This window comes from Zhihengliuella halotolerans (assembly GCF_004217565.1).
GTDB classification, from domain to species: domain Bacteria; phylum Actinomycetota; class Actinomycetes; order Actinomycetales; family Micrococcaceae; genus Zhihengliuella; species Zhihengliuella halotolerans.
The window spans coordinates 1081709-1107257 of the sequence record NZ_SHLA01000001.1; the positions used below are offsets into that span (position 1 = coordinate 1081709).

Here is a 25549-nt window from a genome sequence, read left to right on the forward strand (position 1 = left end):
TGGTTATTTCCTTTCGTCGGCTTACAAGTCTACGTCACGGGCGGTAGAGATCCCCGTAACGCTGGGGCCGGCCACGTAAACGTTTGTTGTCGATTCGGCGACGCCTTCGTGCGTCTCGACGTTCGTCTTTGGCTTGCGTGTAGATCTGGCGGGCCGTCTGGGGGTCAACGAACAGCGTTGCGACGCCGGCTTGGCTCGCTTGCTCGCCGACGGCCGCATTCTTCTCGTCGAGCAGGAGAGCGAACTCTCCGCCGGTTTCGAGTGCGGCGTCGTAGACTCGCTTGCCTTTCAACCCGACGCGGAAGAGGACCACCGCGTGGAAGATCAGTGCGGCGAGAACCAAGACGGTCCAGAGCAGAATCCAGGACCCAACGCTCACGGGGCATTCCCACTTTCCGAATCGATCGAATATATCGACAGCGCGCGCCGCAACCATGCCGCGGTCTCCGCGGCCAGTGTTTGCGGTCCGGCGACGAAGACGTCTCCGCCGTGCTCGGCGACCAGCCTGTGTGCGTGGGCGGAGCCGGCGATGCGCACCTCCCCCATCCTAAAGTCCTGGTGCTCGCCGTGGCCGGCGGCCACGCGCGTGGGTGCATAGTCTCGCAACAGCCCGTCGAGGCGGGCCGCGAATGCCAACACGACGGCGCCGTCGTCGTCCTGCGGTGTGTAGAGGTTTCGCGTCAGGTCGTGCGTGTCGACGCTGTGTCGATCGCCGAGCTCGAAGGTCTCCTCCGTCAGCGCGTGGCCGAAGATGCGGTCGAGCCGGAACAGTCGTATGCCCTGCCGCTCACGGCAGTAGGCCTGAACGTATGCTGCGGGCCCGGACTCGAGGAATCGGATGGGTTCGATGGTGCGGCCGGTGATCTCGTCGCGGGCCGGGCTGAAGTAGTCGATGGTCAGCGTTCGCTGCTCCGCCACGGCGCGCTTGATCGCCCCGCTGAGTTCGAGGTCGTCCTCGGCGCGGCTCTGCAGGTCGATGGCGTCGAGTACCGGCAGGTGTTTGGTTGCCTCTTCGAGCTTCGTGAGTGCGGCGACGGCGGCTTTCGTCACGGTCCCCTCGACTTGGGCCAGCATTCGCAGCCCGACGACCATCACGAAGGCCTCCGTCAGGCTGAGCACCAGCGGGGCCTCGAGTTCGGGCGGCGTGCTGATCTGCACGGGGTCCGCCTCGAAGTCGAGATCGATGCGCGTGCCGAGGCTGATGTCGTCAGGGCCGAGCATGCTGATCCGCTGCAAATCGGTGGTCAACGTCGATTCGCTGATGCCGAAATGTTCGCGGATCTCCGCCCTCGACGCCGATCCGCGATGCTGCACGAACGCGACAATGCTCAGTGCGCGCGCGGCCATGGCGACACCCGAACTGCGGCCGGTCGCAACAGTCTTCTTCAGTGCGTAGTCAGGGAGTGGGGCCGATTGTGCAGCCAAGGCGCCATGCAGGCGGCGGACGACGGCGTCGCGCAGCTCTGGTGGTCCGATCACTTCGGCGTCTGGCCCGAGACCGGCCAAGCGGCCCGCGGTCGCTTCTGCATCATGGAACGCGAACTCGGCGTCGTCGAATCCGGGAATCTCGGAGGCGCCCACGCGCGTGGCCGTCGCGCGGAGGTCTTGGCCACGCCCATGTGCGAGGCGTACCCGGGCCGTCGTCGTCGCTTCGTCTGCTGAGAGGCGCGAGAGGTATTCGCGGGCGGAAAACCCTTCCGGCCGCGGGGGGACGCCGACGGCTGCTGTCGCTTCGATAGCGCTGACGATCCTCGAGAGCCGGAACATGCGGACCTCGCGGCGCTCGAGATCGAAGGCGATCAGGTACCAGAGGCCGAACCGGGACCCGAGGCCCCACGGGGCGACGCGACGCAGGGACTCCTCGCCCGTGACGTTGCGATACGCGAAGGAGACCGGCTCCCCGCGCAGCGCCGCCTGGGTCAGCGGGGTCAGGACGGCCTCCCCCACGGTGAGGCGGGCGGTGAAGCGGCTCGAGTCGACGTCGAATGATCCGGTGCTCGTCAGGCGGGCTAGCGCGCGCCCGGCTGCGCCGCCGAAATTCGGGTCCGACCAGATGCTCGAGGCCAGAGCGAGGGCCATGGCCTCTTGAGAGGTGAACTGGATCGCTGGGATCTGGGAGCGCGTGGGGTCGAGGCGGTACAGCACGCCCGATTCGAAGAAGGAGTCGCTGGAGGCACCGGCGTTCTCCTCGGTCGTGATCTCGATGCCGAGTTCACGCAGGTGCGCCTTGTCTCGTTCGAACTTGGAGTCGAAGTTCTTGTCGTTGAGGCCCCGGTATCCGTCGATGGCATGACGCAGCTGAGCCTTGGTGAGTCCTCTGCGTGGCGCCTGAAGAAGCGTCACGAAGAGGCTGACGAAGCGTTCGGTTTGATCAACCTTGGTTTGGGCGGTCACGTTTCACACGGTACTACGAAGAAGGCCCGCTCGGTCCGCTGTCGCGTGCGGGCGCGCGGCCGTTCGGCAGTCTTCACGCGCGTGGTGGCAGCGAAAGCCGGAGAGACGAAAGCGGCCGCCCCATACGCCGAAGCGCGCGGGGCGGCCGTTCAGAACGGGAATCTGACCTAGGAAGTTCCTAGCGGGCGCCCATCAAGTCGATCACGAAGATCAAGGACTCGTTCGGGGCGATCGCGGATCCGGCGCCACGCTCGCCGTACGCCATGGCCGAGGGGATCTCGAGGCGACGACGGCCACCGACCTTCATGCCGAGCAGGCCCTGATCCCATCCCTTGATGACCTGTCCGACCCCGACGGTGAAGTCCAGCGGCGTGCCGCGGTTCCACGACGCGTCGAATTCTTCGCCGGTCGACCAGGAGACACCGACGTAGTGCGCCGAGACGGTGGTGCCCGGAACGACCTCGGTGCCGGTGCCCTCGATCAGATCGTCGATGACGAGCTCCTCGGGAGGGGTGTCGCCCGGGAAGTCGATTTCGGGCTTGGTGCGGTCGTAGTCACGCTGACCAAAAGACATGCGTTTCCTCATCTTTCATGCGGCTGGTGGGAGACGAAGACGGGCGGCAGACTGGCGTCGCAGGCGCCGCGCGCCGTTCGACTCAAGCCTACCGCCCGTGAGTTGTGGAGGGCCTACTCGGCGGCGTCGGCCTTCTTGAGGTCCTCGATCTCGACCACGAAGACCAGCGGGCCCGCTGGCCTCCCGCCGTCTGGCGTATCGCCGTAGGCCAAATCCGAGGGGATGGACAAGACGAGGGTGGAGCCGGCCTTCTGGCCTTCGAGTCCCTTGGTCCAGCCTGGGATCACCTGGGTGAGACCGAAGGTGGCGGGTTCACCCCGTTCGTAGGAGCCATCGAACGCTTCCCCGTCTTCCCAGCGCACGCCCAAGTACTGGACGGTGACGGTATCCGCGGTGGTCGCCTCGGGCCCGTCGCCCTCCTCCAGCACCTGGACGGCCAGCCCCTCGGGGGCCTCGGTGTCCTGAGGGATCGTGATTTCAGGGACGCCCTTGTCATCGAACTCGACAGTCGGCAGCTTCCCATCGTCCTCGAGCTTCTGGACTTCGTCTTCGCTGAGCGTCGGCGACGGCTCTGCGATGTCTTCGGCCTTGACGATCTCGAAGATGAAGAGCTCTTGGATCTCTGCGGGCTCGGTGGAGTCCGATTCGGACTCCGGAGTCGCCGGCTGGGCCGGTTCCACGTAGGCGATCAGGTCGCCTACGTGGGCTCCCACCATGACGTCGTAGAGGACCTCTAGATCCTCTGCGGCTGCGTCAGTGGTCTGGAAAGGGCGCGGATCCTGGTCGAAGTTGTCCCCGAGCAGTTCACCGTCCTCGGTGTTGTAGCTGGCGAAGTTGATGAAGACGTTCTGGTCCTTGGTGATCTCTTCACCTTTGCCGGACGCCACGACGCGGCCACCCGCTTCGGTCGCGGTCAGCGGAGTATCGAAGCTGACCTCCGGAGGAGCCAGATCTTCAGAACTTGCCTTCGCGGTGACGGAAGCGAGTGGTTCGGCGTTGCCCGCAGTGTGTGAGGCGGTACTGCCGCAACCGGCCAGCGCCACGACGGACGCCACCAGCACGGTGGATAGAAGCTTGCGCACAGATACAACTTTCTTCGGCGTGATAGTTCTCTTCACCGCCGATGAGCAGCGAAAAGCCACCGACCAGCGTATGGGGGCTGCCTGTGAATTGTCTGCAGGCTGGCCCGATTTCTTCGTGTGTGTCAGGAGGACGCGATGGTCGCAAGCATCTGTTCGACCTGGTCGTCCTGGGTCGCGAAGGGGTCTTTGCACGAGACGGTTCGTCCGGAGTCGTCGTTGAGTTTCATGTGAACCCAGTCGACGCTGAAGTCCCGGTTGGCCTCGCGGGCGGCCCGGACGAAGTCGCCGCGCAGCTTGGCCCGTGTTGTCTGCGGCGCGATCGTGCGCGCCTTTTCAACTTCCGCGTCGTCGACCACGGTGGCCGCGCGCCCCCGCCGCTTGAGCAGGTCGAAGAGCCCGCGACCTGGAGCGATGTCATGGTAGGTCAGGTCGAGTTGGGCGATCCGAGGATGATCGAGTGTCAGATTCGCGCGTTCGGCGTAGCCGGTGATCAATCGATGCTTGATCGCCCAGTCGACTTCGGTGTCGATGCCGGAGTGGTCCTGAGACTCGATCGCTTCGAGGCTTCGCTTCCAGAGGTCGAGCACACGCGGCAGGTGCTGATGGTGGGCGCCTTCCCGTTCGACGAAGGCGCTGGCCTTCTCCCAGAAGACCTGCTGCAACTCGAGCGCGGTCATGCGCCGGCCGTCGGCCAGCGTGATCGGAGCGCGTCCAGTCAGATCGTGAGAGACGTCGCGGATGGCCGCGGTCGGATTGGCGATGCTGAAGTCGCGCATCGGCATCCCGGCCTCGATCATGCGCAGCAACAGGTCGGTGGACCCGATCTTCGCGAGCTGCGTGGTCTCCGACATCGACGAATCCCCGACGATCACGTGCAGGCGCCGGTAGTGCTGGGCGTCAGCGTGCGGCTCGTCGCGGGTATTGATGATGGGGCGCGAACGCGTCGTCGCGCTGGAAACGCCCTCCCACATGTGGGCGGCCCGCTGGGAGAAGACGTAGCGCGCTTCGCCGTCGACCTCCCGCACCTGGCCGGCACCAGTGAACAGCTGGCGGGTGACGAGGAACGGGATGAGGATCTCGGCGAGGCGGGCGAACTCCACCCGGCGCGGGATCATGAAGTTCTCGTGGCAGCCGTAGGAATTGCCGGCCGAGTCCGAGTTGTTCTTGAAGAGGTAGACGCTGCCCTCGTATCCGTCTGCAGCCAGGGCGAGCTCAGCCCGTTCGGCGAGGTCCTGCATGATGACCTCGCCGGCGCGATCGTGCGCGATGAGCTGAGCGACGTCGTCGCATTCGGCGGTGGCGTACTCCGGGTGCGACCCGACATCCAGATAGAGCCGGGATCCGTTCGTCAGAAAGATGTTGGAGCTGCGCCCGAACTCGATGACGTAGCGGAAGAGGTACTTGGCCACCTCCTCCGGCGTGAGCCGGCCGTGTCCGGCGGGTGAGAAAGACAGCCCGTATTCCGTTTCGATGCCGAAGACGCGCCGATCCACTGCTACTGGCCGCCCTTTTGCACGAAGCCGCGCACGAACTCCTCGGCATTGGTCTCCAGCACGCCGTCGATCTCGTCGAGCAGGTCATCGACCTCGTTCAGTTGCGCCTGCTGCTGGGCGCTGGTGGTCGCCTGGGCCTGCAGCTCTTCCTGTCCGGCGTCCTGCTGGTGCTTGCCGTGCTGCTGCTGCGTCTGTCGCTGTTCCTGTGCCATCGGTGGCGCCTCGCTTTCCTTCGCGACTGCTGAAAGTCTTGCTGATTCGGAGTCGACTCTACGCCGACGGGCGGTCCTGCGCCGCGAGCTGGTCGACGAACTCGGCGATGTCCAACTGGGCGTCGAAGAGCGCGCCGATGTCCCGCCGGGTGCCCCTGGCCGGCTCGAGCAGCGGGATCCGTTTGACCCCGCGCCGACCGGGCACGGCGAAGACCACTGAATCCCAGTTGGCCCCCACGACGTGCTGCCGGTAGCGCTCGAGCGATCTCCCCCGCACGTAGGCGCGGGTATCCTCGGGGGGTACGACGACGGCGCTCGCGATCCGCTCCTCGCTCACCAACCGTTCCACGCGTCCGCGCGCCTCCAGCCGCCGGAAGAGACCCTTCTCGGGGCGCAGGTCGGCCCACTGCAGGTCCATCGCGGCGATCCGCGGGTCGGACCAGCCGATGCCGTGCCGGTCGCGGTACTGGTTCATCAGCTGGTGCTTGGCGACCCAGTCGACGGTCGAAGCCATCGAGGAGACGTCGCTGCGCAGCCCGTCGAGGGTCGCCCGCCAGCGGTGCAGGACGTCGCGCGTCTGCGGGTCGGCGCTCCCGCTGCCGGTCTCCGCGCACCAGGCGGTCGCCGCGTCGAGATAGATCTCCTGAACCTCGAGGGCGGTCAGACGGCGGCCATCGGCAAGTTCGACGACGGTGCGCAGCCCCGGGTCGTGGCTGATCCGGGCGACGGCGGAAACGGGGTCGGCGAGGGCGATGGCCGGTGCCCGGCCGGCTTCGATGAGCGAGAGCACGAGGGCCGTCGTGCCGACACGTAGGTAGGTGGAGACTTGACCAAGATTCGCGTCGCCGGCGATGACGTGCAGGCGGCGGTACTTCTCCCACACGGCGTGCGGCTCGTCGCGGGTGTTGACCAGGGGGCGGCGGATGGTCGTTTCGAGGCCGACCTCGGCCTCGAAGAAGTCCGCGCGCTGGCTGATCTGGAAGCCGGTCTCGTTCCCGGTCATGCCGAGCCCGACACGGCCGGCGCCGCAGACGACCTGGCGGGTCGCGAAGAACGGGAGCAGCCCGGCCGCGATGGCGTTGAAGTCGGTCGCGCGCGGCATGAGGTAGTTCTCGTGTGCGCCGTAGCTGACACCCTTGTTGTCGGTGTTGTTCTTGTAGAGCAGCACCTCGCCGTCGTTCTCGGCCGCGATACGCTGCATCGCGGCCAGCACCACGCGGTCCCCCGCCTGGTCCCAGATGACCGCGTCGAGCGGGTTGGAGACCTCGGGCGACGAGTATTCGGGATGGGCGTGGTCGACGTAGAGCCGGGCGCCATTGCCGAGCACCATGTTCATGACGACGTGGTCGCTGCCGAGCCGGCCGCCGGCGTCGTTCGTCGACTCCGGCTCCTCGCGGTACATGGCGTCGCCCAGATGGTCCGCGGCTCGCGAGGAGGAGCGCGCCGAACGCGCGTCGACGTCGTACAGGGCGTTCTGCGGGACCGCGTCGATGAGGGCGATCTCCTCGGCGGTGAGCTCGCGCGGGGCGTCGGTGAGCTGGGTCGGGTCGGCCTCGCTGCGGCGCACCTTCCAGCCGCGCGCATCGATGAGCGGCGTTTCGTCAGAGTAGTCCCACGGCGTGCCGGCGAGCTCGCCGCCTTCGGCGCGGACGACGTCGGCGTACGCGTTCACGATGCGCGCGGAGAGCACTGTCGAGTTGGCGCGGGGCGCGTTCGGGGCGAGGACGCCGTACTCCGTCTCGAGCCCCATGACCCGGTGCACGCTCACGCCCGCTCCCCCGCCCGCTCGTGCACGACGGGACGGATGTGGGTCACGCGCTCCCCGCGCTGGCCGGTGATCCGGGCCCAGTCGTCGGGATTGGAGGTGTTCGGCAGGTCCTCGTGCTCGTGGAACTCCTCGACCACCGCGCCGGCCAGGTGGGACGCGCGGATGCCGCGCTCTCCGCTCGAGAGCAGGTCCTTGATGGCCGACTTCTTGGCGCGATCCACGATGTTGCGGATCACCGCACCGGAGGCGAAGTCGCGGAAGTAGAGCATCCGCTGCACGCCGTTGGCGAAGGTGATCTCCAGGAACTCGTTCTCGGGTTCGGACGAGTACATCTGCTCGACGGTGGACTCGATGAGCCGGCGCACGCACGCGGCTGCGTCGCCGCCGTCGAGCTCGACTTCGCTCGCGTGCAGCGGCACCTCCGTCGTGAGGTACTTGGCGAAGATCTCGGCGGCCCCGGTGCGGTTCGGGCGCTGAACCTTGATCTTCACGTCGAGCCGGCCCGGCCGCAGGATGGCCGGGTCGATCATGTCCTCGCGGTTGGATGCGCCGATGACGATCACGTTGTCGAGCTTCTCGACGCCGTCGATCTCGGTCAGCAACTGCGGGACGATCGTGGTCTCGACGTCGGAGGAGACGCCGGAGCCGCGGGTGCGGAAGAGCGCGTCCATCTCGTCGAAGAAGACGACGACGGGGTCCCCGGTCGCCGCCTTTTCGCGGGCCCGGGCGAAGATGAGTCGGATGTGGCGCTCGGTCTCGCCGACATACTTGTCCAGCAGCTCGGGGCCCTTGATGTTCAGGAAGTAGCTGCGCGAGGACGGGGTGCCCGTCAGCTCGACTGCACGGTCGGCCAGCGAGCGCGCCACGGCCTTGGCGATGAGGGTCTTGCCGCAGCCGGGCGGTCCGTAGAGCAGGATGCCTTTGGGTGCGCTCAACCCGTGTTCCGCGTAGAGCTCCTGATGCAGGAACGGGAGCTCGACGGCGTCGCGGATCTGCTCGATCTGCGGCCCGAGCCCACCGATGTCGCCGTAGGAGATCTCGGGGACTTCCTCCAGCACGAGCGACTGCATTTCCGTCAGCTGCACGCGTTCCATCGCGAACGAGGTGCGCGGGTCGAGGACCAGCGAATCGCCCACGCGCAGGTGCTCGGAGCGAAGGGGCGCGCCGATACGGACGACGCGCTGATCGTCGCCGCGGCCGATTGCGACGACGCGGTCGACGTCGAGGATCTCCTTGACCGTGACGACCTCGCCTGTCGCCTCGAAACCGAGTGCTGCCACAACCACGAGGGCCTCGTTGAGCAGCACCTCCTGCCCGACGCACAGGGCCTCGATGTCGATGAGCGGGCTGACGGAGACGCGCATCTTGCGCCCGCCGTGCAGGATGTCGACGCTGGCCACGTGTGTGGTCGAGATCGCCGTGCGCGGCTGCCCCTCCCCAGCCGCGCCCGTGGAGGATGAGAAAGTGGAACGCGGGTGCACCGCGACGATCGTCGCGAAGTTGAACGGTGTTTCGCCGTCGCGGTCGAGGCCGGCGCGCAGCGTGGTGATCTCCTCGCGGGTACGTTCGAGTAGATCGACGAGCTTACGGTTGTTGGCTGCCGCGGTAGCGAGCTGCCGGTCGAGGGACCGGGCCTTTTCACGCTGGACGTTCACCTCGCGTTCGGCCTTCGCGATCGCGGCGCGGGCGTTATCGTCCGCGTCTGCTGGTGAATCGTTCTGCATCGCACATCCCTCCTGACGCTGGCTACCGGCGGTGGCAGCCTCGGTTCATGCTAGTCAACCTCGGGTGTCTCACCCAGTTCGGTGACCGAGGTTGCGGCACCATCGCTGATCGCGGCCGCGTCGCGGGCGGCCCGGCGCAGCTTCTTGTCGCTCGAGCCGCGCTCACCGAGCGCCTCGGGCGTCCATTCGTCCTCGCTGTGATCCTTGGTCCACGCGCTGACGTCCTCCGGGGCGAACTCGGCCGACTTCGGGCGCCGGGAGCCGGGGATGCCGACGGTCCCGTCGGCGAGGCGACGGCAGACGATGAGGAACGCGGTGTGGGCAACCATGCGGTGATCGGGGCGCACAGCCAGGCCCTCGACGTGCCATCCGCGCACCATGGTCTCGAAGGACTCGGGCTCGGTGAACTGTCCGGTGGCCCGGATCGCTTCCACCACCCGGGACATCTGCGTCACGGTGGCCACGTAGTTGACCCAGACGCCGCCCGGTGCCAGGACGGTCGCGACCGCGTCGACGCATTCCCAGGGCGCGAGCATGTCCAGGACCACGCGGTCGATGGAGCCCGGCTCCTCCGTCGCGACGACCTGTTCCTGGAAGTCGCCGAGCGTGATGCGCCAGGCCGGGTGGGCGCCACCGAAGACGGCCTCCACGTTGTCTCGGGCGATGAGCGCGAACTCTTCGCGGCGTTCGAAGGAGTGCAGGTAGCCGGCGTCGCCGACGGCGCGCAGCAGCGACATCGACAGCGCACCGGAGCCCACGCCCGCCTCGACGACGCGGGCACCCGGGTAGATGTCGCCCATCTGCACGATCTGTCCGGCGTCCTTCGGGTAGACGACCGTGGCGCCGCGCGGCATCGAGAGCACGAAGTCTTTGACGAGCGGACGCAGCACCTGATAGCGGTGGCCTACGGAATTGTGGATGACGGAGCCCTCAGGGCGGCCGATGAGCTCGTCGTGGTGCAGCACGCCCTTGTGCGTGTGGAACTCTCCGCCGGTCTTCAGTGTGATGGTGTTGATCCGGCGCTTCTCGTCCGTGAGCTGCACGCGATCGCCTGGCCTCAGCGGTCCGCGGCGCATCCTGGCCCCCTGGGCGTGGACGTCTTCGCGGGGCTGTGGGGCAAGGAACTCGGTCATCGTGCTCGTTTCTTCGTCGGATCCGCCCCGGTCGGGGCGACGTCGGTGTATGGATTCTCCCGCACGCACGCGGGAAGTTCTAATGCCCTCCGGCTCAGCGTCCGGTGATCGCCCGGACGACCGTCTCTTGGCGCAGCAGCCCGGTGACGGCGCCCGCCATGTCGACGACGGCGTATTCGCTGCCCTTGAGCGAGGCGAGATACTGCACGAGCGGCTGGCCCGCCGCATCCTCGCGCACCACGGCGCCCGCCGCGAGGGCCCGGGCGACGCTCGCGGCCGGCGTCGTACCGTAGAGGTCGCGCGGGACGGAGGCCAACGAGGGCGGGTCGATCACGGCCTCGGGGCGCCCGCCCGCGCCGACCAGCACGACCTCGGTTCCCTCGACGACGTTGCGGCCGCGTTCGACGACGTCGGCCAGCGTCGCGTCGGCGCGCAGGCCCACGGCCGGCGACGACAGCGCGGCGGCGCTCAGGGACGGCAGCCGCAGCCGCATGCGGGCATCGCGCATCGAGGCGCTCGCGCCCATGAAGATGAAACCGGCGACGAGCAGGCCCACGATGCCGAGAGTGAAGTCGACGGTGCCGAACCGGTAGAGCGGCCAGCCGACGAACGCGAGAACCAGACCGACGGCGATGATGCGTCCGGCCCAGCCGGCGGCGATCGTGCCGCGCTCCTGCGAGCCCGTGATCCGCCAGACGAGCGATTCGACGAGACGTCCTCCGTCGAGCGGCAGCCCCGGCAGGACGTTGAAGACCGCGACGAGGAAGTTCGCCAGCACGAGGATGCTCAGCAGAAGCCCGACCACGCCGCCCGGAGACAGCAGGGTCTGAGCGAGCAGCCCGAGCCCGGCGATGATGAAGTTCGCGGCCGGGCCGGCCAGGGCCACCGCGAGCGAGCGTCCCGGCGTGGCGTTGAAGCTGCCGAACTGCGTGTGCCCGCCCCACAATGTCAGGACGATGCGCGCGCCAGGCCACCCGTACGCCTTGGCCAGTCGTGCGTGCGCCAGTTCGTGCACGAGCACGGAGAGCAGCAAGAGGACCGCGTAGACGAGCGCAACCGCATAGGCGCCGGCGCCGATGCCGGGCAGGGCCCGGCCCACGTCGGGGCCGAACGCGAAGACGACGAACGCGGCGATGACGAACCAGGACCACGCGAGCGTGACGGGCACGCCGGCAATGCGGCCGAGGGGTATCCCGGAGCGGGCGGAGGACTCCTCGGTGTCGGGACGCCCACTCACGCTGTGGTCCCGCCGGAGGCCGGCAAGCTGCGGACCAGTGCGTCGAGATCGTCCGCGGTTCGCCCGGCCAGGGTCTCCCATTCGGTCCAGTTCTCCGGCGGCGGCAGTTCGATGAAGTGCGGCACGGCGATCGTAACCGAGCCGCTCGCGGCGGCCGAGGCGACGCCGGGTACGGAGTCCTCGATGGCGACGACGCGGCGCGCCTCCAGGCCGGGCACGATGTCGCCCATGCGCTCCAGACCCTGCAGGTAGGGTTCCGGGTGCGGCTTTCCGCGCTGCACCATGTCACCGGTCACTTTGAACCGCATGGTGCCGGGCGGCAGCGCGTCCACGACCAGGCCCGCCAGGGGCCCTTCGGACATCGTGACGAGCGCGCAGGGGACGCCTGCTGCGGCGAGTTGTTCGAGGAGCTCGCGCGCACCGGGCCGCCACGGGATCGCCCGACGCACACTGGACATGACCTCGTGCGAGAGCGTGTCGACGATGTGGCGGATCTCCAGGGAGGGGCCGCCGCCGGCGACGATCGCGTCGCGGATCATCGCGGCACTGACGGGCAGGGCGTTGCCGACGAGCCGCATCGCGTCCTCGTGCGTCCATTCGCAGCCGTAACCGTGGACGAGGTCCTTCTCGGCACGGATCCAGTACGGCTCGGTGTCGACGATCGTCCCGTCCATGTCCCACAGCACGGCCTGCAGGCCGTGGCTGGGGTCGAATCGATTGGCGGTCGCGGCAACCGCGGAGTCAGTCGAAGGCATGCGGCCAGTCTATCGGGGACACGCCGAGCGGCCCGCCTCTGCGGGCCAGCCGACAGCGAACGCCGCGACGTCGTCGTCGTGCGAAAAGAGCGCGCGGGATGACGCGCGCCGCACGCCGGGCCGCGCTAGGGTGATCTCGTGGTTGAGAATTCGCATCGACAGCAAGATCCTGACGAACCGGGTCACGACGACGCCGGTGGCTCCCCTGCGGCCGGCGACGCGCCGGGGCAGCGCGGCAGCCTCCTCGAGGCGATGGACACGATCGAAGGCGGCAACGGGCGGCCGTGCGTCATGGTTGTCGCCTTCGAGGGCTGGAACGACGCCGGCGGGGCGGCCAGCGATGCCGCGCGCCTGCTCGCCACCGAATTCGACGCGCAGAGGTTCGCGACGATCGGCGAGGACGACTATTACGACTACCAGTTCTCCCGGCCGTCGGTCCGGCGGAACGCTGCGGGACAGCGGATCGTCCACTGGCCCGCGACCCGCCTCTACCGGGCCGCGCTGAAGGACCACGATTTCGATCTGATCCTCGTCCGGGGCGTCGAACCGACGTACCGTTGGAAGGCCTTCTGCGCCGAATTGCTCACGCTCGCCGAGGCCAATGGCGTGAAAGCGCTCGTGCTCACGGGCGCGCTGCTCGCCGACACTCCGCACACGCGCCCCATCCCGGTGACGCGCACGAGCGAGCACGACGAGCTGCGCGCGATTCTCAAGGCGGAGCCGTCGAGCTACGAGGGGCCGACTGGCATCGTCGGCGTGCTGGCCGCGCTCGCGGCGGCGGCAGGGGTCCCGACGGTCTCGGCGTGGGCCGCCGTCCCCCACTACGTCGGGCAGTCCCCCTCCCCCAAAGCGACGTATGCCCTCATGCGCCACCTCGAGGATCTGCTGCACCTCTCGCTCGACCTGCACGCGCTCTCGGAGGATGCGGACGCCTGGGAGCGCGGTGTTGATGAGCTCGCGGCCGACGACGAGGAGATCGGCGAGTACGTGAAACAGCTCGAAGAGGCGCAGGACGCCGCCGATCTACCGGAGGCGAGCGGCGAATCGATCGCACGCGAATTCGAGCGCTACCTCAAGCGGCGCGATCAGGGTCGCGACGACGGTCGCACCGACGGCGCCTGACCGGCGCCGATTCAGGCGCGGTGGTCGTCGGACACGAGCTTGAGGCCCAGGAGAGCGTCGATCGCGTCGACGAGCTCCTCGCGCGCGGACGAGTCGGTCTCCCCCTCCGGGGCGGAGGCGGCCCACGCGTCGAGTTCCGCAAGAGCGGACGGGGCATCGAGGTCGTTCGCCAGGTGGCCCATGAGGAGCGGCGGGAGCGAGTCGGCCTCCGCGCGCGTCGCAGTCGACAGGCGGTTCGACCACGCCGACAGCCGTTCGGCGGCCGCCGTCAGGAGCGCGTCGGTCCAGAACCAGTCGCTGCGGTAGTGCTGGCCGAGCAGAACGGCGCGGATCGCCATCGGGTCCGTCCCGGTCTCGCGCAGTTTCGAGACGAGCACCAGGTTGCCCTTGGACTTGCTCATCTTTTCACCGTCGAGGCCCACCATGCCGGCGTGCACGAAGTGCTCGGCCAGCACCGTATCGTCCTGGGCGCTCGCATGCCCCGCCGAGAACTCGTGGTGCGGGAAGATCAGGTCGCTGCCGCCGCCCTGGACCGTGAACGGGGCGGGCAGGAAGCGGCGCGCGATGACCGAACACTCGATGTGCCAGCCAGGACGGCCGGCGCCGAGGCTGCCGCCGTCCCACTGCGGCTCGCCGTCGCGGGCCACGCGCCAGAGCATTGGATCGAGTGCGTTGCGCTTGCCGGCCCGCTCGGGGTCGCCACCGCGCTCGGCGAAGAACGTAGCCATCGTCACGGTGTCGTAGCCGCTGACCGCGCCGAGGTGCCAAGCACTGTTGGCCGCGGCGGCGGAGTCGAAGTACACGTCTCCGTCGGGTTCACTTTCGCCGCCGGGCACGCGGTAGGCGTAGCCGTCGGCGAGCATCCGTTCGACGACGGGCACGATCCACTCGACCGATTCGACGGCCCCGATGTACTCGGCCGGGGGGATGACGCGGAGCGCCTCCATGTCGCGCCGGAACAGGTCGGTCTGTTCTTTCGCCAGATCCTGCCAGTCGACACCGGTCGCCTCGGCGCGCTCGAGCAGCGGGTCGTCGACGTCGGTGACGTTCTGCACGTAGGAGACGTCGCGTCCCTGCGCGCGCCACAGGCGGTTGAGCAGGTCGAAGGACACGTAGGTGGCCGCGTGGCCCATGTGCGTCGCGTCGTAGGGTGTGATCCCGCAGACGTACAGGCTGGCCTCGGCGCCCGTCCGAACGGGCGCGACTTCGCGGCTCGACGAGTCGTGAAGGTGAAGCGGGGCCGCTTCGGCGCTGGCCGCCAGAGTGGGCAGCGGCGGGATGACAGGGGCGTGCCAAGCGTGCACGATGCGTCCTTTCGGATCGACGAAGAAAAGCGGGCTCGCTCGAGCCCTAAAGGTTCAGCGTTCTAGACGGGATTAATAATCCCGAACCCGAGAAGAAGGAAGATCGCGATGCCGAGGGCGATTCGATACCAGACGAACAGCCGGTAGTTGTGCGTCGAGATGTAGCGCAGCAGCCACGCGACGACCGCGTAGCCGACGACGAACGCGATGCCCGTAGCCACGAGCGTTTCCGCCATGCCGTAGGGGCCGTTGAGCGATGGGTCCCCGAGGGACTTCGCCAGCTTGTAGAGGCCGGAGGCGACGACGGCTGGGATGGCCAGCAGGAAGGCGTAGCGGGTCGCGGCTTCACGGGTGTAGCCGAGAATGAGGCCACCGGTGATGGTGCCGCCGGAACGCGAGACGCCGGGGACGAGTGCCAACGCCTGGAAGAGGCCGTAGATGATGCCGTGTTTGTAGGTCAGGTCTTTGAGCTCGCGTTGCTGCCGTCCGTACGTGTCGGCGAACGCGAGAATGATGCCGAAGACGATGAGCATCGTCGCAGTGATCCAGAGACTGCGGAAGGTCGTGTCGATGTAGTCCTCGAGGAGCAGCCCCAGAATGGCGATGGGAAGGCTGCCGATGATGATGAGCCAGCCCATGCGCGCATCGGGGTCGTTGCGGGGCGCCTTCCCGATGAGGGACTTCGACCAGGTGCCGATGATGCGGACGATGTCGTTCCAGAAGTACAGGATCACGGCGGCTTCGGTGCCGAGCTGCGTGATCGCGGTAAAGGCGGCGCCAGGGTCCTGTGCGTTCGGCAGGAACTCCCCGACGATGCGCACGTGCGCGCTCGAGGAGATCGGCAGGAATTCGGTCAGCCCCTGCACGAGGCCCAGAATGATTGCTTCTATCCAACTCACGACCACGACACTACTGGACGGCTGGGACGGCTAGAGCCGGACACACCCCTGTCGGAGCAAGTTCATAGTTTGCCGGGATCAGCCGGACGACGCGGGCGATCAGCCGTCTTCGTCTTCCTCGTCGTCTTCGCTGTCGTCATACAACTCCAGCGGCAGGACTTCTTCGTGGGCGTCGTAGAGTGCGTCTTCGTAGCTTTCGAAGGCGTCGGCAACGGCGAAGAACGCGGCCTCGACAGCGGGATCCGAGTCGCTCCGGCGCGAAACGATGGCGCTCAGGTGCTCGTCCAAGGACACCTTCAGTGCTTCCAAAGCAATGCGCGGATCTGTAGTCATGCTCTGACCGTACCGCTGAATCGGGAAACTGGGTAGAGCCCATTTTCTTCGCGCGGCGGCCCTCGCGTCCGTGGTGTATTTCACGTCTTGAAATCGGCGCCCGTCGGGGTACTCTCTCTCACATATGCAGCAACGTTCGCAGCCACCGTCCAGCTTCCCGACGGCCGAGCGGGTCAGGGACCCGCAGGACCCGTACGAGTACCTCGTCGTGACCGTTTACCCGGGACAGTCACTCGCGCAGGCGCGCCAGGGCCTGGTCGAACACGCGGAGTACGGCAAATGGGAACTCAAGCGCACCGTGAAGTACTCGGGCGGCCTCTACCGCTACTGGTTGCGTCGTCGGGTCATGCGCGTCGAACGCACCATGCAAGTCTACTGACCGCCCCTAGTCGAGCGGCCCGAGCAGCCAGTTCGCGACCGTCGCGTGCGCCGACTCGGCGTCCGAGGGGTGGTACAGGCTGGCCAGCACGTCCCGATAGAGCCGCTCGAGCTCGCTACCGCGGTAGTACTGCGCTCCCCCGGAGACCTTGAGCGCTGCGTCCACCGATGAGCGGGCGACGTCGCCCGCGCGGGTGCGCAGGCTGACGAGCTTCGGAAACCACGCCGGGCCGTGGTCGACGCCGGCGTCCAGATCGCTGGTGATCTGCGTGAGGAACGCGTCGAGCGCGACGACGTCCATCCCGGCCTCCGCGACCCGCCAGCGAATGTCGGGGTCCTGATCGAGGGAACGGTCCGCCGCCAACGAGCGGCGCTTCGCCGGGTGCTTCGCCGCCAGCTCCAGAGCGCGATCGGCGATCCCGGCGTACACGGAGGCGGTCAGCGTGAGGAAGGCGCCGAAGATGCCGAAGACCAGCGCGTCGGGCTGGGGCCCGGCCGGCAGGCGGGTGTGAACCCACTCGCGCGGGGCCAATGCGCCGTCGAGGCGCGTGGACTGGGACTGGCTGGCCCGCATCCCCAGCGTGTCCCAATCGTCCCCGATCCCTACTCCGGGATCATCCCGGTCGACGAATGCGTGCACGAGCTCGCCGTCGTCGTTCTTTCCGAAGACCCCCAGCCGCGTCCAAGCCGGCGAGAGGGACGTGAAGATCTTCCTGCCGGTGTAGCGCACGCCGTCGGCGCCCTCTTCGGCATGTGTGGTGGAGTCGAACAGCACGTGGTCGTTGCCCGGCTCGGAGATCCCGAAGGCCAGCACGTGGCCCTCCTCGATCCAGTCATCCACGAAGTCCAACCGGTGGTCGGATCTCGTGTTGAGCAGTCGCACGACGCCGGCCCACACCAGGTGCATGTTCACCGCCAGTGCGGTGCCGGGAGCGTGTGCGCCGAGCAGCCGCTGCGCGGCCGCCGCCTCGGCCAGCCCCCAGCCCGCGCCTCCGCGCTCGACCGGCAGCAGCGCCTTGAGGAAGCCGGCCGTGACGAGCGCGTCGAAGTCCTGCCGGGCGAAGGTGTTGGACTCGTCGTGTGCGCGGGCGCGCTCGCGCAGCCCGGAGAGCAGTTCCTCGCTCAGGATGGTTCGGACGCTTGACTCGAGGGCCGGATGCAGGATCGCCATGATTCAGTAGGTCGAGATCAGTCGGTGCAGGACCCGCACGCCGAACTGGAGCGCGTCGACCGGGACGCGCTCGTCGACGCCGTGGAACATGCCGGTGAAGTCCAAATCGGCCGGCAGGCGCAACGGGGCGAATCCGTACCCCGTGATGCCCAGCCGGGCCAGGGACTTGTTGTCCGTGCCGCCGGAGAGCATGTACGGCAGCACGACCGCGTCGGGGTCCTCGGCTTTGAGATTGGCGACCATCGACTCGACCAGATCGCCGGAGAAGGGGACCTCGAGGGAGATGTCGGCGTGGTCCGTGACGATATTCACGCTATCGCCCGCGAGGCCCCGCAGGGTCTCGAGGACGAGCTCGTCCTGTCCGGGTAGGGTACGGCAGTCGATCATGGCCTCGGCGTGGCCCGGAATCACGTTGTGCTTGTAGCCCGCCTTCAGCGCCGTCGGATTGGAGGTGTTCTGCAGGGTCGCCCCCACGAACCGGGCCACCGTGCCCAGCTCGTCGAGCAGCGTTTGAGGGTTGTCCTCGTCGAACTCGACGCCGGTCATCTCGGAGACGCCGTCGAGGAAGGCCCGCGTAGTCTTGGTGTATTCGATGGGCCACTGGTGGGCGCCGATGCGGCTGACCGCCCCGGCCAACCGGGCGACGGCGTTGTCGTCGTTGATTTGGGAGCCATGTCCGGCCCGTCCGGTGGCCTGCAGACGCAGCCAGTTGATCCCCTTCTCCGCGGTCTGCAGGAAGTAGGCGCGGCGTCCGTTGATCGTCGAGGAGAATCCGCCGACCTCGCTGATGGCCTCGGTGGCCCCGTCGAAGAGCTCGGGGTGCTTCTGGACCAGCCATCCGGCCCCGTAGTCGCCGCCGGCCTCCTCGTCGGAGAAGAAGGCGTAGACGATGTCCCGCTGGGGCCGCTGGCCGTTGCGGTGCATGGAGCGCATGACCGCGAGGATCATCGCGTCCATGTCCTTCATGTCGACGGCGCCGCGCCCCCAGATGAGCCCGTCCTTGATCTCGCCGGAGAACGGATCGACGGTCCAGTCCTCGGCCTGCGCGGGCACGACGTCGAGGTGGCCGTGGACGACGAGCGCGGGAAGCGAGGGGTCCTGACCCTCGATCCGGCCGACGACGCTGGCCCGCCCCGGCGACGACTCGAAGATCTCCGGGTTCGCGCCGGCCTCGGCCATGAGCGCCGCCACGTACTCGGCAGCCCGGCGTTCGCCGCGGGAATCGTTGTTTCCGAAGTTCGAGGTGTCGATCCGGATGAGGTTCCGGCAGATCTCGACGACCTCCTCTTCGGCGGTGATGGCCTGCTGACGAGGTGAATTCATGGCGTCATCCTTCCGTGGTGGATCCGTAACTCCACACTAGCGACGCACGCCACAACCCGTGAATTGGTGTCCGTCGAAATCATGGTGTAGAGTATTACTCGCTGCTGACGCGGCGGGAGAAAAGAAAAACGCTCCTGACCTGCGGAAATAGTTCACCTGCGCGGGTGGCGGAATAGGCAGACGCGCTAGCTTGAGGTGCTAGTCCTCGTATTAGAGGGTGGGGGTTCAAGTCCCCCCTCGCGCACAGAGGTCCGTTCGCGGACATGAAGGCCGGCTTCCATGAGGAAGCCGGCCTTCGCTGTATCCGCAGTCCGTCGGGCCCGGAATAGTCACCGCACTCGCGCGGTTGAGACCGATATGAACGAAGCAGCCAAGAGCGAATACGTCCCCACCTCCGGCGTCACGATGTTCACCACGTCGTGGTGCGGCTACTGCCGCAACCTCAAGCGCATCATGGACGCCGAGGGCATCGCCTACCGCGAGGTCAACATCGAGGACACCCCTGGGACCGCGGAGATCGTCGAGTCCTTCAACGGTGGCAACCAGACGGTCCCGACCTTGATCTTCCCTGACGGCAGTGCGGCCACGAATCCGCGCATCGACGAGGTCCGGCAGCGCCTTGAACAAGCCGTGTAGCCGACTGATACGTAACTGATACGTCACAGGACGAGCCACGCGCGTCCAACGCTCGATCCGGAGTGTCCGAGCGTGGTTTGATGAAGGGGCCGTCCGGCTGACCGGACGGCCCCGAAACGTTTCAGTGCCGAACCCAGGAGGCAGCATGCCCCAGACCGTCCAGGGCGTCGTCGTCAAGGCGAAGGACGCCCCCGCAACGATCGAGTCGATCGTCATTCCCGATCCCGGACCCGGCGAAGCGGTGGTCGATATCCTCACGTGCGGCGTCTGCCACACGGACCTCCACTACAAGCTGGGTGGCATCGGCGACGAGTTCCCGTACCTGCTCGGCCACGAGGCGACCGGCGTCGTCTCCCAGATCGGGGAAGGCGTGGACGACGTCGCCGTGGGCGACCGCGTCATCCTCAACTGGCGCGCGGTCTGCGGCCAGTGCCGCGCGTGCGCTAAGGGCCAGCCGCAGTACTGCTTCGACACCCACAACGCCACGCAGAAGATGACCCTGGAGGACGGCACAGAGCTCTCCCCTGCGCTGGGCATCGGCGCGTTCGCCGAGAAGACGCTCGTCGCTGCGGGCCAGTGCACCAAGGTGGACGACGACGTCGACCCGGCCGCCGTCGGCCTGCTGGGCTGCGGCGTCATGGCGGGCATCGGCGCCGCGATCAACACGGGTGAGGTCAAGCGAGGCGAATCCGTGGCCGTCATCGGCTGCGGCGGCGTCGGCATCGCAGCGGTCGCGGGTGCGGCGCTGGCCGGGGCGACGACGATCATCGCCGTCGACATCGATCCCGACAAGATCGAGATGGCCAAGAAACTGGGCGCGACCCACGGCGTGAACTCCCGCGAGCAGGACCCCGTCGAGGCGATCCGCGAACTCACCGGCGGCAACGGCGCCGACGTCGTCATCGAGGCAGTCGGCCGCCCGGAAACCTACGAGCAGGCGTTCTACGCGCGCGACCTCGCCGGCCGCGTCGTGCTCGTCGGCGTCCCGACCCCCGACATGAAGATCGAGCTGCCGCTTCTCGATGTCTTCGGCCGCGGCGGCTCGCTGAAGTCCTCTTGGTACGGCGACTGCCTGCCCAGCCGCGACTTCCCGATGCTGGTCGAGCAGTACAAGCTCGGCCGCCTCGACCTGGACGCCTTTGTGACCGAACGCATCGAACTCGGCGACGTCGAGGCGGCGTTCGAGAAGATGCACGGCGGCAAGGTCCTGCGCTCCGTCGTTGAACTCCCCGCGAGTCAGGAGGTCTGACGATGGGCGCACGTATTGAGAACCTCGTCACGTCCGGGACGTTCAGCCTCGACGGCGGGACGTGGGAGGTGGACAACAACGTCTGGATCGTCGGCGACGACGCAGCGGTCTTTGTGATCGACCCGGCCCACGACGTCGCCGCCATCGCCGCGGCGGTCGGCGACCGGAAGGTGGAAGCCATTCTCCTGACGCACGGGCACGACGACCACATCCGCTTCGCACGCGAGGCGGCCGACAGGCTGGGTGCCGAGATCTGGATGAACCCGGCGGACCAGATGCTGTGGGAGGCGGTCTACCCCGGAACGACCCCGGATCACGAGATCGCCGACGGCGACGTCTTCACGATCGCCGGCGCCGAGCTGGTCGCCGTGCACACGCCGGGCCACTCCCCCGGTTCCACGTGCTTCCACGCCCCGGGGCTGGGCACCGTCTTCTCCGGAGACACGCTGTTCAACGGCGGTCCCGGCGCAACGGGCCGTTCCTACAGCGACTTCGACACGATCGTCGAGTCGATCCGGACCAAGCTGCTCGTGCTGCCGGAAGACACCGTGGTGCGCACGGGCCACGGTGACTCCACCCGGATCGGGGACGAAGCCCCGAACATCCAGGCCTAGAACGGCGGGCCACAGAGGATGGGAAGAACGGGGAAGCCGGCCGGCCGGCGATCGCTGATGCTTGTCTGCGCCGCGTTCGCCGCGGGGCTGCTCGCCTTCGTCGCGGCCGCCGTCTCCTCGGCGGAGCTGACGTTCGGGTGGTTCGCTTACGCGCCGCTGTCGGAGGGCGCCATGCTCTCCGAGGTGGTCATGATGAGCAGGACGAGCGCCGTCCTCTACGTGACCGGCGTGCTGTGCCTTCTGGCCGGGGCGTACGTCCTCGGCCTTCGGCGGGGCGGCCGGACCGACGGGCGGTGAGTCGCCGCGGCCTCAGTGCCCGGCCAACTCCACGTGCTCGGCGTAGGCCGTGAGCAGGGCGTCCTCGACGCCGGCCACGGTTGCGCCGGGCACGAGGTCGTTAACGGCCCCGGCGGTGCCGGGATCGAAGGGCACGTCCAGCGCGTCGTAGACGTCCGTGAGCACGGCGCGCAGCGGGGCGGAGTCCTCGACGACGAAGACGGAGGCGAAGAGCCAGGCGCCGGCGACGACCCGCTGCGCCGTGCCGACGAGCTTCACGGGGTGACGCGCGCTGGCACCGGCTCCCGGGACACCGTGCACGCTGAATTCACCCGGGCAGTATTCGCCGGGGATCTCGCCGACGCGGGCGTCGACGCCGAGCCGGCCCAGCGCGCCGGCGTAGAGCTCGCCGAGGGCCCTGAACCGGCCCTGATGCCCGAGCATGGCCTCGTGATCGGGTTCGACGTGGTCCACGATGAGCGTGCCCCGGTGGTACGCGGCGGCCCGGCCCCCGGCCTTGCGCACGAGCGGCGCGAACCCGGCGTCGGCCGCAATGCGCGCGGCGTCGTCGTACCCCTTCAGGCGCGTGTCGCGCTGGCCGAAGGCCAGCGTCGGCGCCGGCCGGTAGAGACGCAGTGTGGGGCCCGCCTCGCCGGAACGCACCGCCTGCAGGAGGTCGACGCCGGCGGCGAGGTCTCGCGCCGGGTCTCCTGAGGCCGACCCGCGGACGACAGTGAGCGGGCCGACGGCGGCGGAATTCCATGCAGTCATGCCGTTGATTCTAGGATGGACCCCGTGCAATCGTCGTCTCAGACCCTCATCCTCCTCGGCGGCGCCTCAGGCGCCGGCAAATCCTACCTGGCCGCGCGCTTCGGCGACCCCCATCTCGTGCTTGATAATTTCTACCGCGAACTGGCCGAGAACACGGCCGAGTCTCCGCTGCCCGCGACGCGGTATGGCGAGGTCGACTGGGACCACCCCGGCACCTGGAACCTGCAGGCGGCCGTCGACGCCGTGATCGAGCTGCTCGAGACCGGCCAGACGCGGGTGCCGAACTACTCGATTTCCACGTCGAGCTACGCCGGGCACTCCCTCGTGAGCCTCGACCGCGGTCCCGTGATCGCGGAGGGGATCTTCGGCGAATTGATCCTCGAGCCGCTGCGCCGACAGGATGTGCCGGTTCAGGCGCTTTACGTCGACACGCCGCCGCTCGCGACGGCCGTGCGCCGCTTCGCACGCGACGTCGCCGAGCGGCGCAAGCCGATCCCGTTCCTGCTCAAGCGCGGCTGGGCGCTGTTCCGCGCGGAGGGCGAGCTGCGTCGTCGTTATCTCGACGCGGGGTTCGTCCCCCTGCGCAAGCGCGCCGTCAAGAAGATGCTCTCCGCGCTCGGGTAGCGCTCACCCGGCGGCGCCGGCGGGCAGTGGGCGCACCGTGAGGATCTGCTCGCTGCGGCCGAACGGGCCGTTGACATCGTGCAGGACTGCAGAGGTGAGCCCGATGCCGTCGTCGCCGTAGGTCTGCTGCGCCTGGAGCCCCAGCCACTCGCCCGCCGGCGCGCGGTGCATGTGGATCTGAAGGTCGAGGTTCGGGAACATCCACGATCCGGGCCCGGGGGCGACGCGCGGGGCGACGCCGTTGGCCGTGTCGACCATGCCGAGCAGGCGCACGAGCGGGCTGGTCGGGCCCGAGGAGACCATGTCGAAGCCGTTGTGCAGCCAGACGGTGCCTCGGCCGGCGCGGTGGCCGTCCTCGACGCGGAAGTCGAGACCCTCGATGTAGCCGCCGGGCCACGGCGACATCCCCGTCCATGCGGGCAGGTCCTCCGGATGCGCGACGGCGGCGTCCTCGATCGCGTGGACCGCGGAGCTGTCGCCGGTCTTCAGGCGCCAGGCGCGGGCGACGATCGACGTCCGGCCGCCGGCGATCATCTCGGCCTCGATGAGTTCGATGGTGCGGCCAGGTCGGATCATGCGCGTCTCGATGTGGAACTCACCGCCGTGGATGATGCCGTGGATGTCGAGGCTGACGCGGGCCATGCGCATGTCCTCGCGGGGCTGGAACTTCTCCAGCTCGTGCACAATGATGCCGGTGGCCGGCGCCATGTGCTGCTCGTGCGGGTTCCAGGCCCCCTGCGCATGCACGGTCGAGCGGTAGCGCCCCTCGCCCAGGTCTTCGTAGAAGAAGTCCCCGGCTGCGAGCTCCGGGAGCTCTGACTCGGCGGCGGGCGTGTGCGTTGGTGCCTTGGGCATCGGCTTCTCCTCCGTGGTGACAGGCGTCGGCGGCGACGCGGTCCCAGCCTAGTGAAGAATCGGGCACGGGTGTTAATGAGCCTTAACGGACCGGTGCGCCCTTCGGCCGAGGTCCGGCGCTGCGCGGCGATAGACTCCCGGGATGACCTCGCCCCGTTTCGCATCGCCCAGCACCCGACGACGCCTGCTCCTCGCCGCTGCCGGGTTGTGCGTGGTCCCGTTGGGCCTGGCCGCGCGCTTCCTGCTCGAGGGCGGCGCCGGAAACGTGGCGGGAGGCGTCCTCTACGCGGTGCTGATCTACCTGCTCGTCGCCTTCGTCGCACCCGGCTGGCGTCCGCTGCGCGCCGCCGTCGTGGCGGCGTGCCTCTGCTTCGCCGTCGAGTTGTTCCAGCTGACGCCCGTGCCCGGGAACCTGGCTGAGATCTTCCCGCCGATCGCGCTCGTGCTGGGCACGACCTTCGTGGTGGCGGACCTGCCGGCCTATGCCGCCGGCGCAGCGGCCGTGGCCGCCGTCGACGCAGTGTTCTTGCGCGCGACCCGGCGCTGGACGCAAGCGGGCCCCGGCCGCGACACGCGCGACCGGGGCCCGACAGCAGATTTGGACTAGAACTCCCAGTCCTCGTCCTCCGTGTTCACGGCCTTGCCGATCACGTAGGACGAGCCGGAGCCGGAGAAGAAGTCGTGGTTCTCGTCCGCGTTGGGGCTGAGCGCCGACAGGATCGCCGGGTTCACGTCCGTCACCGAGGATGGGAACATCGCCTCGTAGCCCAGGTTCATCAGGGCCTTGTTGGCGTTGTAGTGCAGGAACTTCTTGACGTCCTCGCTCAGGCCGACGCCGTCGTAGAGGTCGTGCGTGTACTGCACTTCGTTCTCGTAGAGCTCGTACATGAGCTCGAACGTGTACTCCTTGAGCTCGTTCCGGCGCTCCTCGGAGACCTTCTCGAGGCCCTTCTGGTACTTGTAGCCGATGTAGTAGCCGTGCACGGCCTCGTCGCGGATGATGAGGCGGATGAGGTCGGCCGTGTTCGTGAGCTTGGCCCGCGAGGACCAGTACATCGGCAGGTAGAAGCCCGAGTAGAAGAGGAACGACTCCAGCAGCGTGGAGGCGACCTTCTTCTTCAGCGGATCGTCACCGTGGTAGTACGACTCCACGATCTGGGCCTTCTTCTGCAGGTTCTCGTTCTCGAGCGACCAGCGGAAGGCCTCGTCGATCTCCTTCGTCGAGCACAGGGTCGAGAAGATCGAGGAGTAGCTCTTGGCGTGCACCGACTCCATGAACGCGATGTTCGTGTAGACGGCCTCCTCGTGCGGCGTCAGCGAGTCCGGGATGAGCGAGACCGCGCCGACGGTGCCCTGCAGCGTGTCGAGCAGGGTCAGCCCGGTGAAGACGCGCATCGTGAGCGTCTGCTCCTGCGGGGTCAGCGTGTTCCACGACTGGACGTCGTTGGAGAGCGGCACCTTCTCGGGGAGCCAGAAGTTGTTCACGAGGCGGTTCCACACCTCGACGTCCTTGTCGTCCTGGATGCGGTTCCAGTTGATGGCCTCAACGTGGCCATGAAGTTTGACCGGGTCGGTCATGTCTCCCCTGCTCTTTCGTCACGAGTTCGCGGTTGAATCAAGCG

27 protein-coding genes and 1 tRNA gene are annotated in these 25549 nt (G+C 68.0%); 9 read left to right on the forward strand and 19 right to left on the reverse strand.

All coding sequences use genetic code 11. The features are described from left to right. Positions 1–34 precede the first annotated feature (34 nt). The 11 genes from EV380_RS04830 to EV380_RS04880 all read right to left on the reverse strand — a co-directional run bounded on the left by EV380_RS04830 (position 35) and on the right by EV380_RS04880 (position 12372). Positions 35–379 (reverse strand): hypothetical protein, encoded by a 345-nt coding sequence (locus tag EV380_RS04830; RefSeq protein WP_130449713.1) that lies wholly within the window; start codon positions 377–379, stop codon positions 35–37. Beyond that, positions 376–2394: a helix-turn-helix transcriptional regulator gene (locus EV380_RS04835; RefSeq protein WP_130449715.1), complete on the reverse strand. Its 2019-nt coding sequence runs from the start codon at positions 2392–2394 to the stop codon at positions 376–378. Before EV380_RS04835 ends, EV380_RS04830 begins: the two co-directional genes overlap by 4 nt. 178 nt (positions 2395–2572) lie before the next feature. Next, the gene (locus EV380_RS04840; protein WP_102159932.1) at positions 2573–2968 is read right to left on the reverse strand and encodes an FKBP-type peptidyl-prolyl cis-trans isomerase; all 396 of its coding nucleotides are present in this window, start codon (positions 2966–2968) and stop codon (positions 2573–2575) included. Positions 2969–3081: 113 nt separating this feature from the next. Further along, the gene (locus tag EV380_RS04845; RefSeq protein WP_130449717.1) at positions 3082–4050 is read right to left on the reverse strand and encodes an FKBP-type peptidyl-prolyl cis-trans isomerase; all 969 of its coding nucleotides are present in this window, start codon (positions 4048–4050) and stop codon (positions 3082–3084) included. Between the two features lie 122 nt (positions 4051–4172). Continuing rightward, complete coding sequence (gene pafA, locus EV380_RS04850; protein WP_130449719.1) at positions 4173–5543, reverse strand: Pup--protein ligase; 1371 nt, start codon at positions 5541–5543, stop codon at positions 4173–4175. 2 nt (positions 5544–5545) lie between these two features. Next, entirely contained in the window at positions 5546–5755 is a 210-nt protein-coding gene (locus EV380_RS04855) for a ubiquitin-like protein Pup (protein ID WP_130449721.1), read from the reverse strand. A 58-nt stretch (positions 5756–5813) separates the two neighbouring features. Beyond that, a complete protein-coding gene (gene dop, locus EV380_RS04860; RefSeq protein ID WP_130452090.1) occupies positions 5814–7505 on the reverse strand; it encodes a depupylase/deamidase Dop in 1692 nt (563 codons plus the stop codon). Between the two features lie 14 nt (positions 7506–7519). Further along, entirely contained in the window at positions 7520–9247 is a 1728-nt protein-coding gene (arc, locus tag EV380_RS04865) for a proteasome ATPase (protein WP_130449723.1), read from the reverse strand. Positions 9248–9297: 50 nt separating this feature from the next. Then, on the reverse strand, positions 9298–10380 hold the full coding sequence (locus EV380_RS04870) for a tRNA (adenine-N1)-methyltransferase (protein ID WP_102159941.1): 1083 nt from the start codon (positions 10378–10380) through the stop codon (positions 9298–9300). Between the two features lie 94 nt (positions 10381–10474). Next, positions 10475–11617 carry a site-2 protease family protein gene (locus tag EV380_RS04875; RefSeq protein ID WP_130449725.1) on the reverse strand — a complete coding sequence of 381 codons (1143 nt, stop codon included), beginning with the start codon at positions 11615–11617 and terminating at the stop codon, positions 10475–10477. Beyond that, entirely contained in the window at positions 11614–12372 is a 759-nt protein-coding gene (locus EV380_RS04880) for an HAD family hydrolase (RefSeq protein ID WP_130449727.1), read from the reverse strand. Before EV380_RS04880 ends, EV380_RS04875 begins: the two co-directional genes overlap by 4 nt. A 252-nt stretch (positions 12373–12624) precedes the next feature. Here EV380_RS04880 and EV380_RS04885 point away from each other — a divergent pair, with 252 nt between their 5' ends. Beyond that, positions 12625–13494: a PAC2 family protein gene (locus EV380_RS04885; protein WP_130452091.1), complete on the forward strand. Its 870-nt coding sequence runs from the start codon at positions 12625–12627 to the stop codon at positions 13492–13494. An 11-nt stretch (positions 13495–13505) separates the two neighbouring features. On the opposite strand, the gene mshC is transcribed toward EV380_RS04885, so the two are convergent. The 3 genes from mshC to EV380_RS04900 all read right to left on the reverse strand — a co-directional run bounded on the left by mshC (position 13506) and on the right by EV380_RS04900 (position 16030). Then, positions 13506–14798 carry a cysteine--1-D-myo-inosityl 2-amino-2-deoxy-alpha-D-glucopyranoside ligase gene (mshC, locus tag EV380_RS04890; RefSeq protein ID WP_130449729.1) on the reverse strand — a complete coding sequence of 431 codons (1293 nt, stop codon included), beginning with the start codon at positions 14796–14798 and terminating at the stop codon, positions 13506–13508. Positions 14799–14860: 62 nt separating this feature from the next. After that, positions 14861–15697: an undecaprenyl-diphosphate phosphatase gene (locus EV380_RS04895; RefSeq protein ID WP_102160006.1), complete on the reverse strand. Its 837-nt coding sequence runs from the start codon at positions 15695–15697 to the stop codon at positions 14861–14863. A gap of 99 nt (positions 15698–15796) precedes the next feature. Then, positions 15797–16030, reverse strand: coding sequence for a hypothetical protein (locus EV380_RS04900; protein WP_102159951.1), 234 nt, complete (start codon positions 16028–16030; stop codon positions 15797–15799). 124 nt (positions 16031–16154) lie between these two features. On the opposite strand from EV380_RS04900, the gene EV380_RS04905 reads away from it, so the two are divergent. Then, a complete protein-coding gene (locus EV380_RS04905; protein WP_130449731.1) occupies positions 16155–16409 on the forward strand; it encodes a DUF5703 family protein in 255 nt (84 codons plus the stop codon). A 6-nt stretch (positions 16410–16415) separates the two neighbouring features. Here the strand turns inward: EV380_RS04905 and EV380_RS04910 are convergent, their stop codons facing one another. Together EV380_RS04910 and EV380_RS04915 are read right to left on the reverse strand one after the other, a co-directional pair. Next, complete coding sequence (locus EV380_RS04910; protein WP_130449733.1) at positions 16416–17579, reverse strand: acyl-CoA dehydrogenase family protein; 1164 nt, start codon at positions 17577–17579, stop codon at positions 16416–16418. Between the two features lie 3 nt (positions 17580–17582). Continuing rightward, complete coding sequence (locus EV380_RS04915; RefSeq protein WP_130449735.1) at positions 17583–18902, reverse strand: M20/M25/M40 family metallo-hydrolase; 1320 nt, start codon at positions 18900–18902, stop codon at positions 17583–17585. Between the two features lie 158 nt (positions 18903–19060). On the opposite strand from EV380_RS04915, the gene EV380_RS04920 reads away from it, so the two are divergent. From EV380_RS04920 to EV380_RS04940, 5 genes are all read left to right on the forward strand, one after another. After that, positions 19061–19146, forward strand: a tRNA-Leu gene (locus EV380_RS04920). A 113-nt stretch (positions 19147–19259) separates the two neighbouring features. Continuing rightward, a complete protein-coding gene (locus EV380_RS04925) occupies positions 19260–19538 on the forward strand; it encodes a glutaredoxin domain-containing protein (protein ID WP_102159959.1) in 279 nt (92 codons plus the stop codon). 145 nt (positions 19539–19683) lie between these two features. Further along, on the forward strand, positions 19684–20787 hold the full coding sequence (locus EV380_RS04930) for an S-(hydroxymethyl)mycothiol dehydrogenase (protein ID WP_130449737.1): 1104 nt from the start codon (positions 19684–19686) through the stop codon (positions 20785–20787). A 2-nt stretch (positions 20788–20789) separates the two neighbouring features. Beyond that, complete coding sequence (locus EV380_RS04935; protein ID WP_130449739.1) at positions 20790–21401, forward strand: MBL fold metallo-hydrolase; 612 nt, start codon at positions 20790–20792, stop codon at positions 21399–21401. A 57-nt stretch (positions 21402–21458) separates the two neighbouring features. Then, positions 21459–21698, forward strand: a complete 240-nt coding sequence (locus tag EV380_RS04940; RefSeq protein WP_102159965.1) for a hypothetical protein — start codon at positions 21459–21461, stop codon at positions 21696–21698. A 12-nt stretch (positions 21699–21710) separates the two neighbouring features. Here the strand turns inward: EV380_RS04940 and EV380_RS04945 are convergent, their stop codons facing one another. Then, a complete protein-coding gene (locus EV380_RS04945; protein WP_130449741.1) occupies positions 21711–22448 on the reverse strand; it encodes a lipoate--protein ligase family protein in 738 nt (245 codons plus the stop codon). A 15-nt stretch (positions 22449–22463) separates the two neighbouring features. On the opposite strand from EV380_RS04945, the gene EV380_RS04950 reads away from it, so the two are divergent. After that, a complete protein-coding gene (locus EV380_RS04950) occupies positions 22464–23072 on the forward strand; it encodes a uridine kinase family protein (RefSeq protein WP_130449743.1) in 609 nt (202 codons plus the stop codon). A gap of 3 nt (positions 23073–23075) precedes the next feature. Here the strand turns inward: EV380_RS04950 and EV380_RS04955 are convergent, their stop codons facing one another. Further along, positions 23076–23927, reverse strand: a complete 852-nt coding sequence (locus EV380_RS04955; protein WP_102159971.1) for a thioesterase family protein — start codon at positions 23925–23927, stop codon at positions 23076–23078. 142 nt (positions 23928–24069) lie between these two features. On the opposite strand from EV380_RS04955, the gene EV380_RS04960 reads away from it, so the two are divergent. After that, positions 24070–24534 carry a ribosomal maturation YjgA family protein gene (locus tag EV380_RS04960; protein ID WP_130449745.1) on the forward strand — a complete coding sequence of 155 codons (465 nt, stop codon included), beginning with the start codon at positions 24070–24072 and terminating at the stop codon, positions 24532–24534. Here the strand turns inward: EV380_RS04960 and nrdF are convergent. Beyond that, positions 24531–25505, reverse strand: coding sequence for a class 1b ribonucleoside-diphosphate reductase subunit beta (nrdF, locus tag EV380_RS04965; protein WP_102159975.1), 975 nt, complete (start codon positions 25503–25505; stop codon positions 24531–24533). The two genes, EV380_RS04960 and nrdF, sit on opposite strands and share 4 nt — an antisense overlap. Positions 25506–25549: the final 44 nt, after the last annotated feature.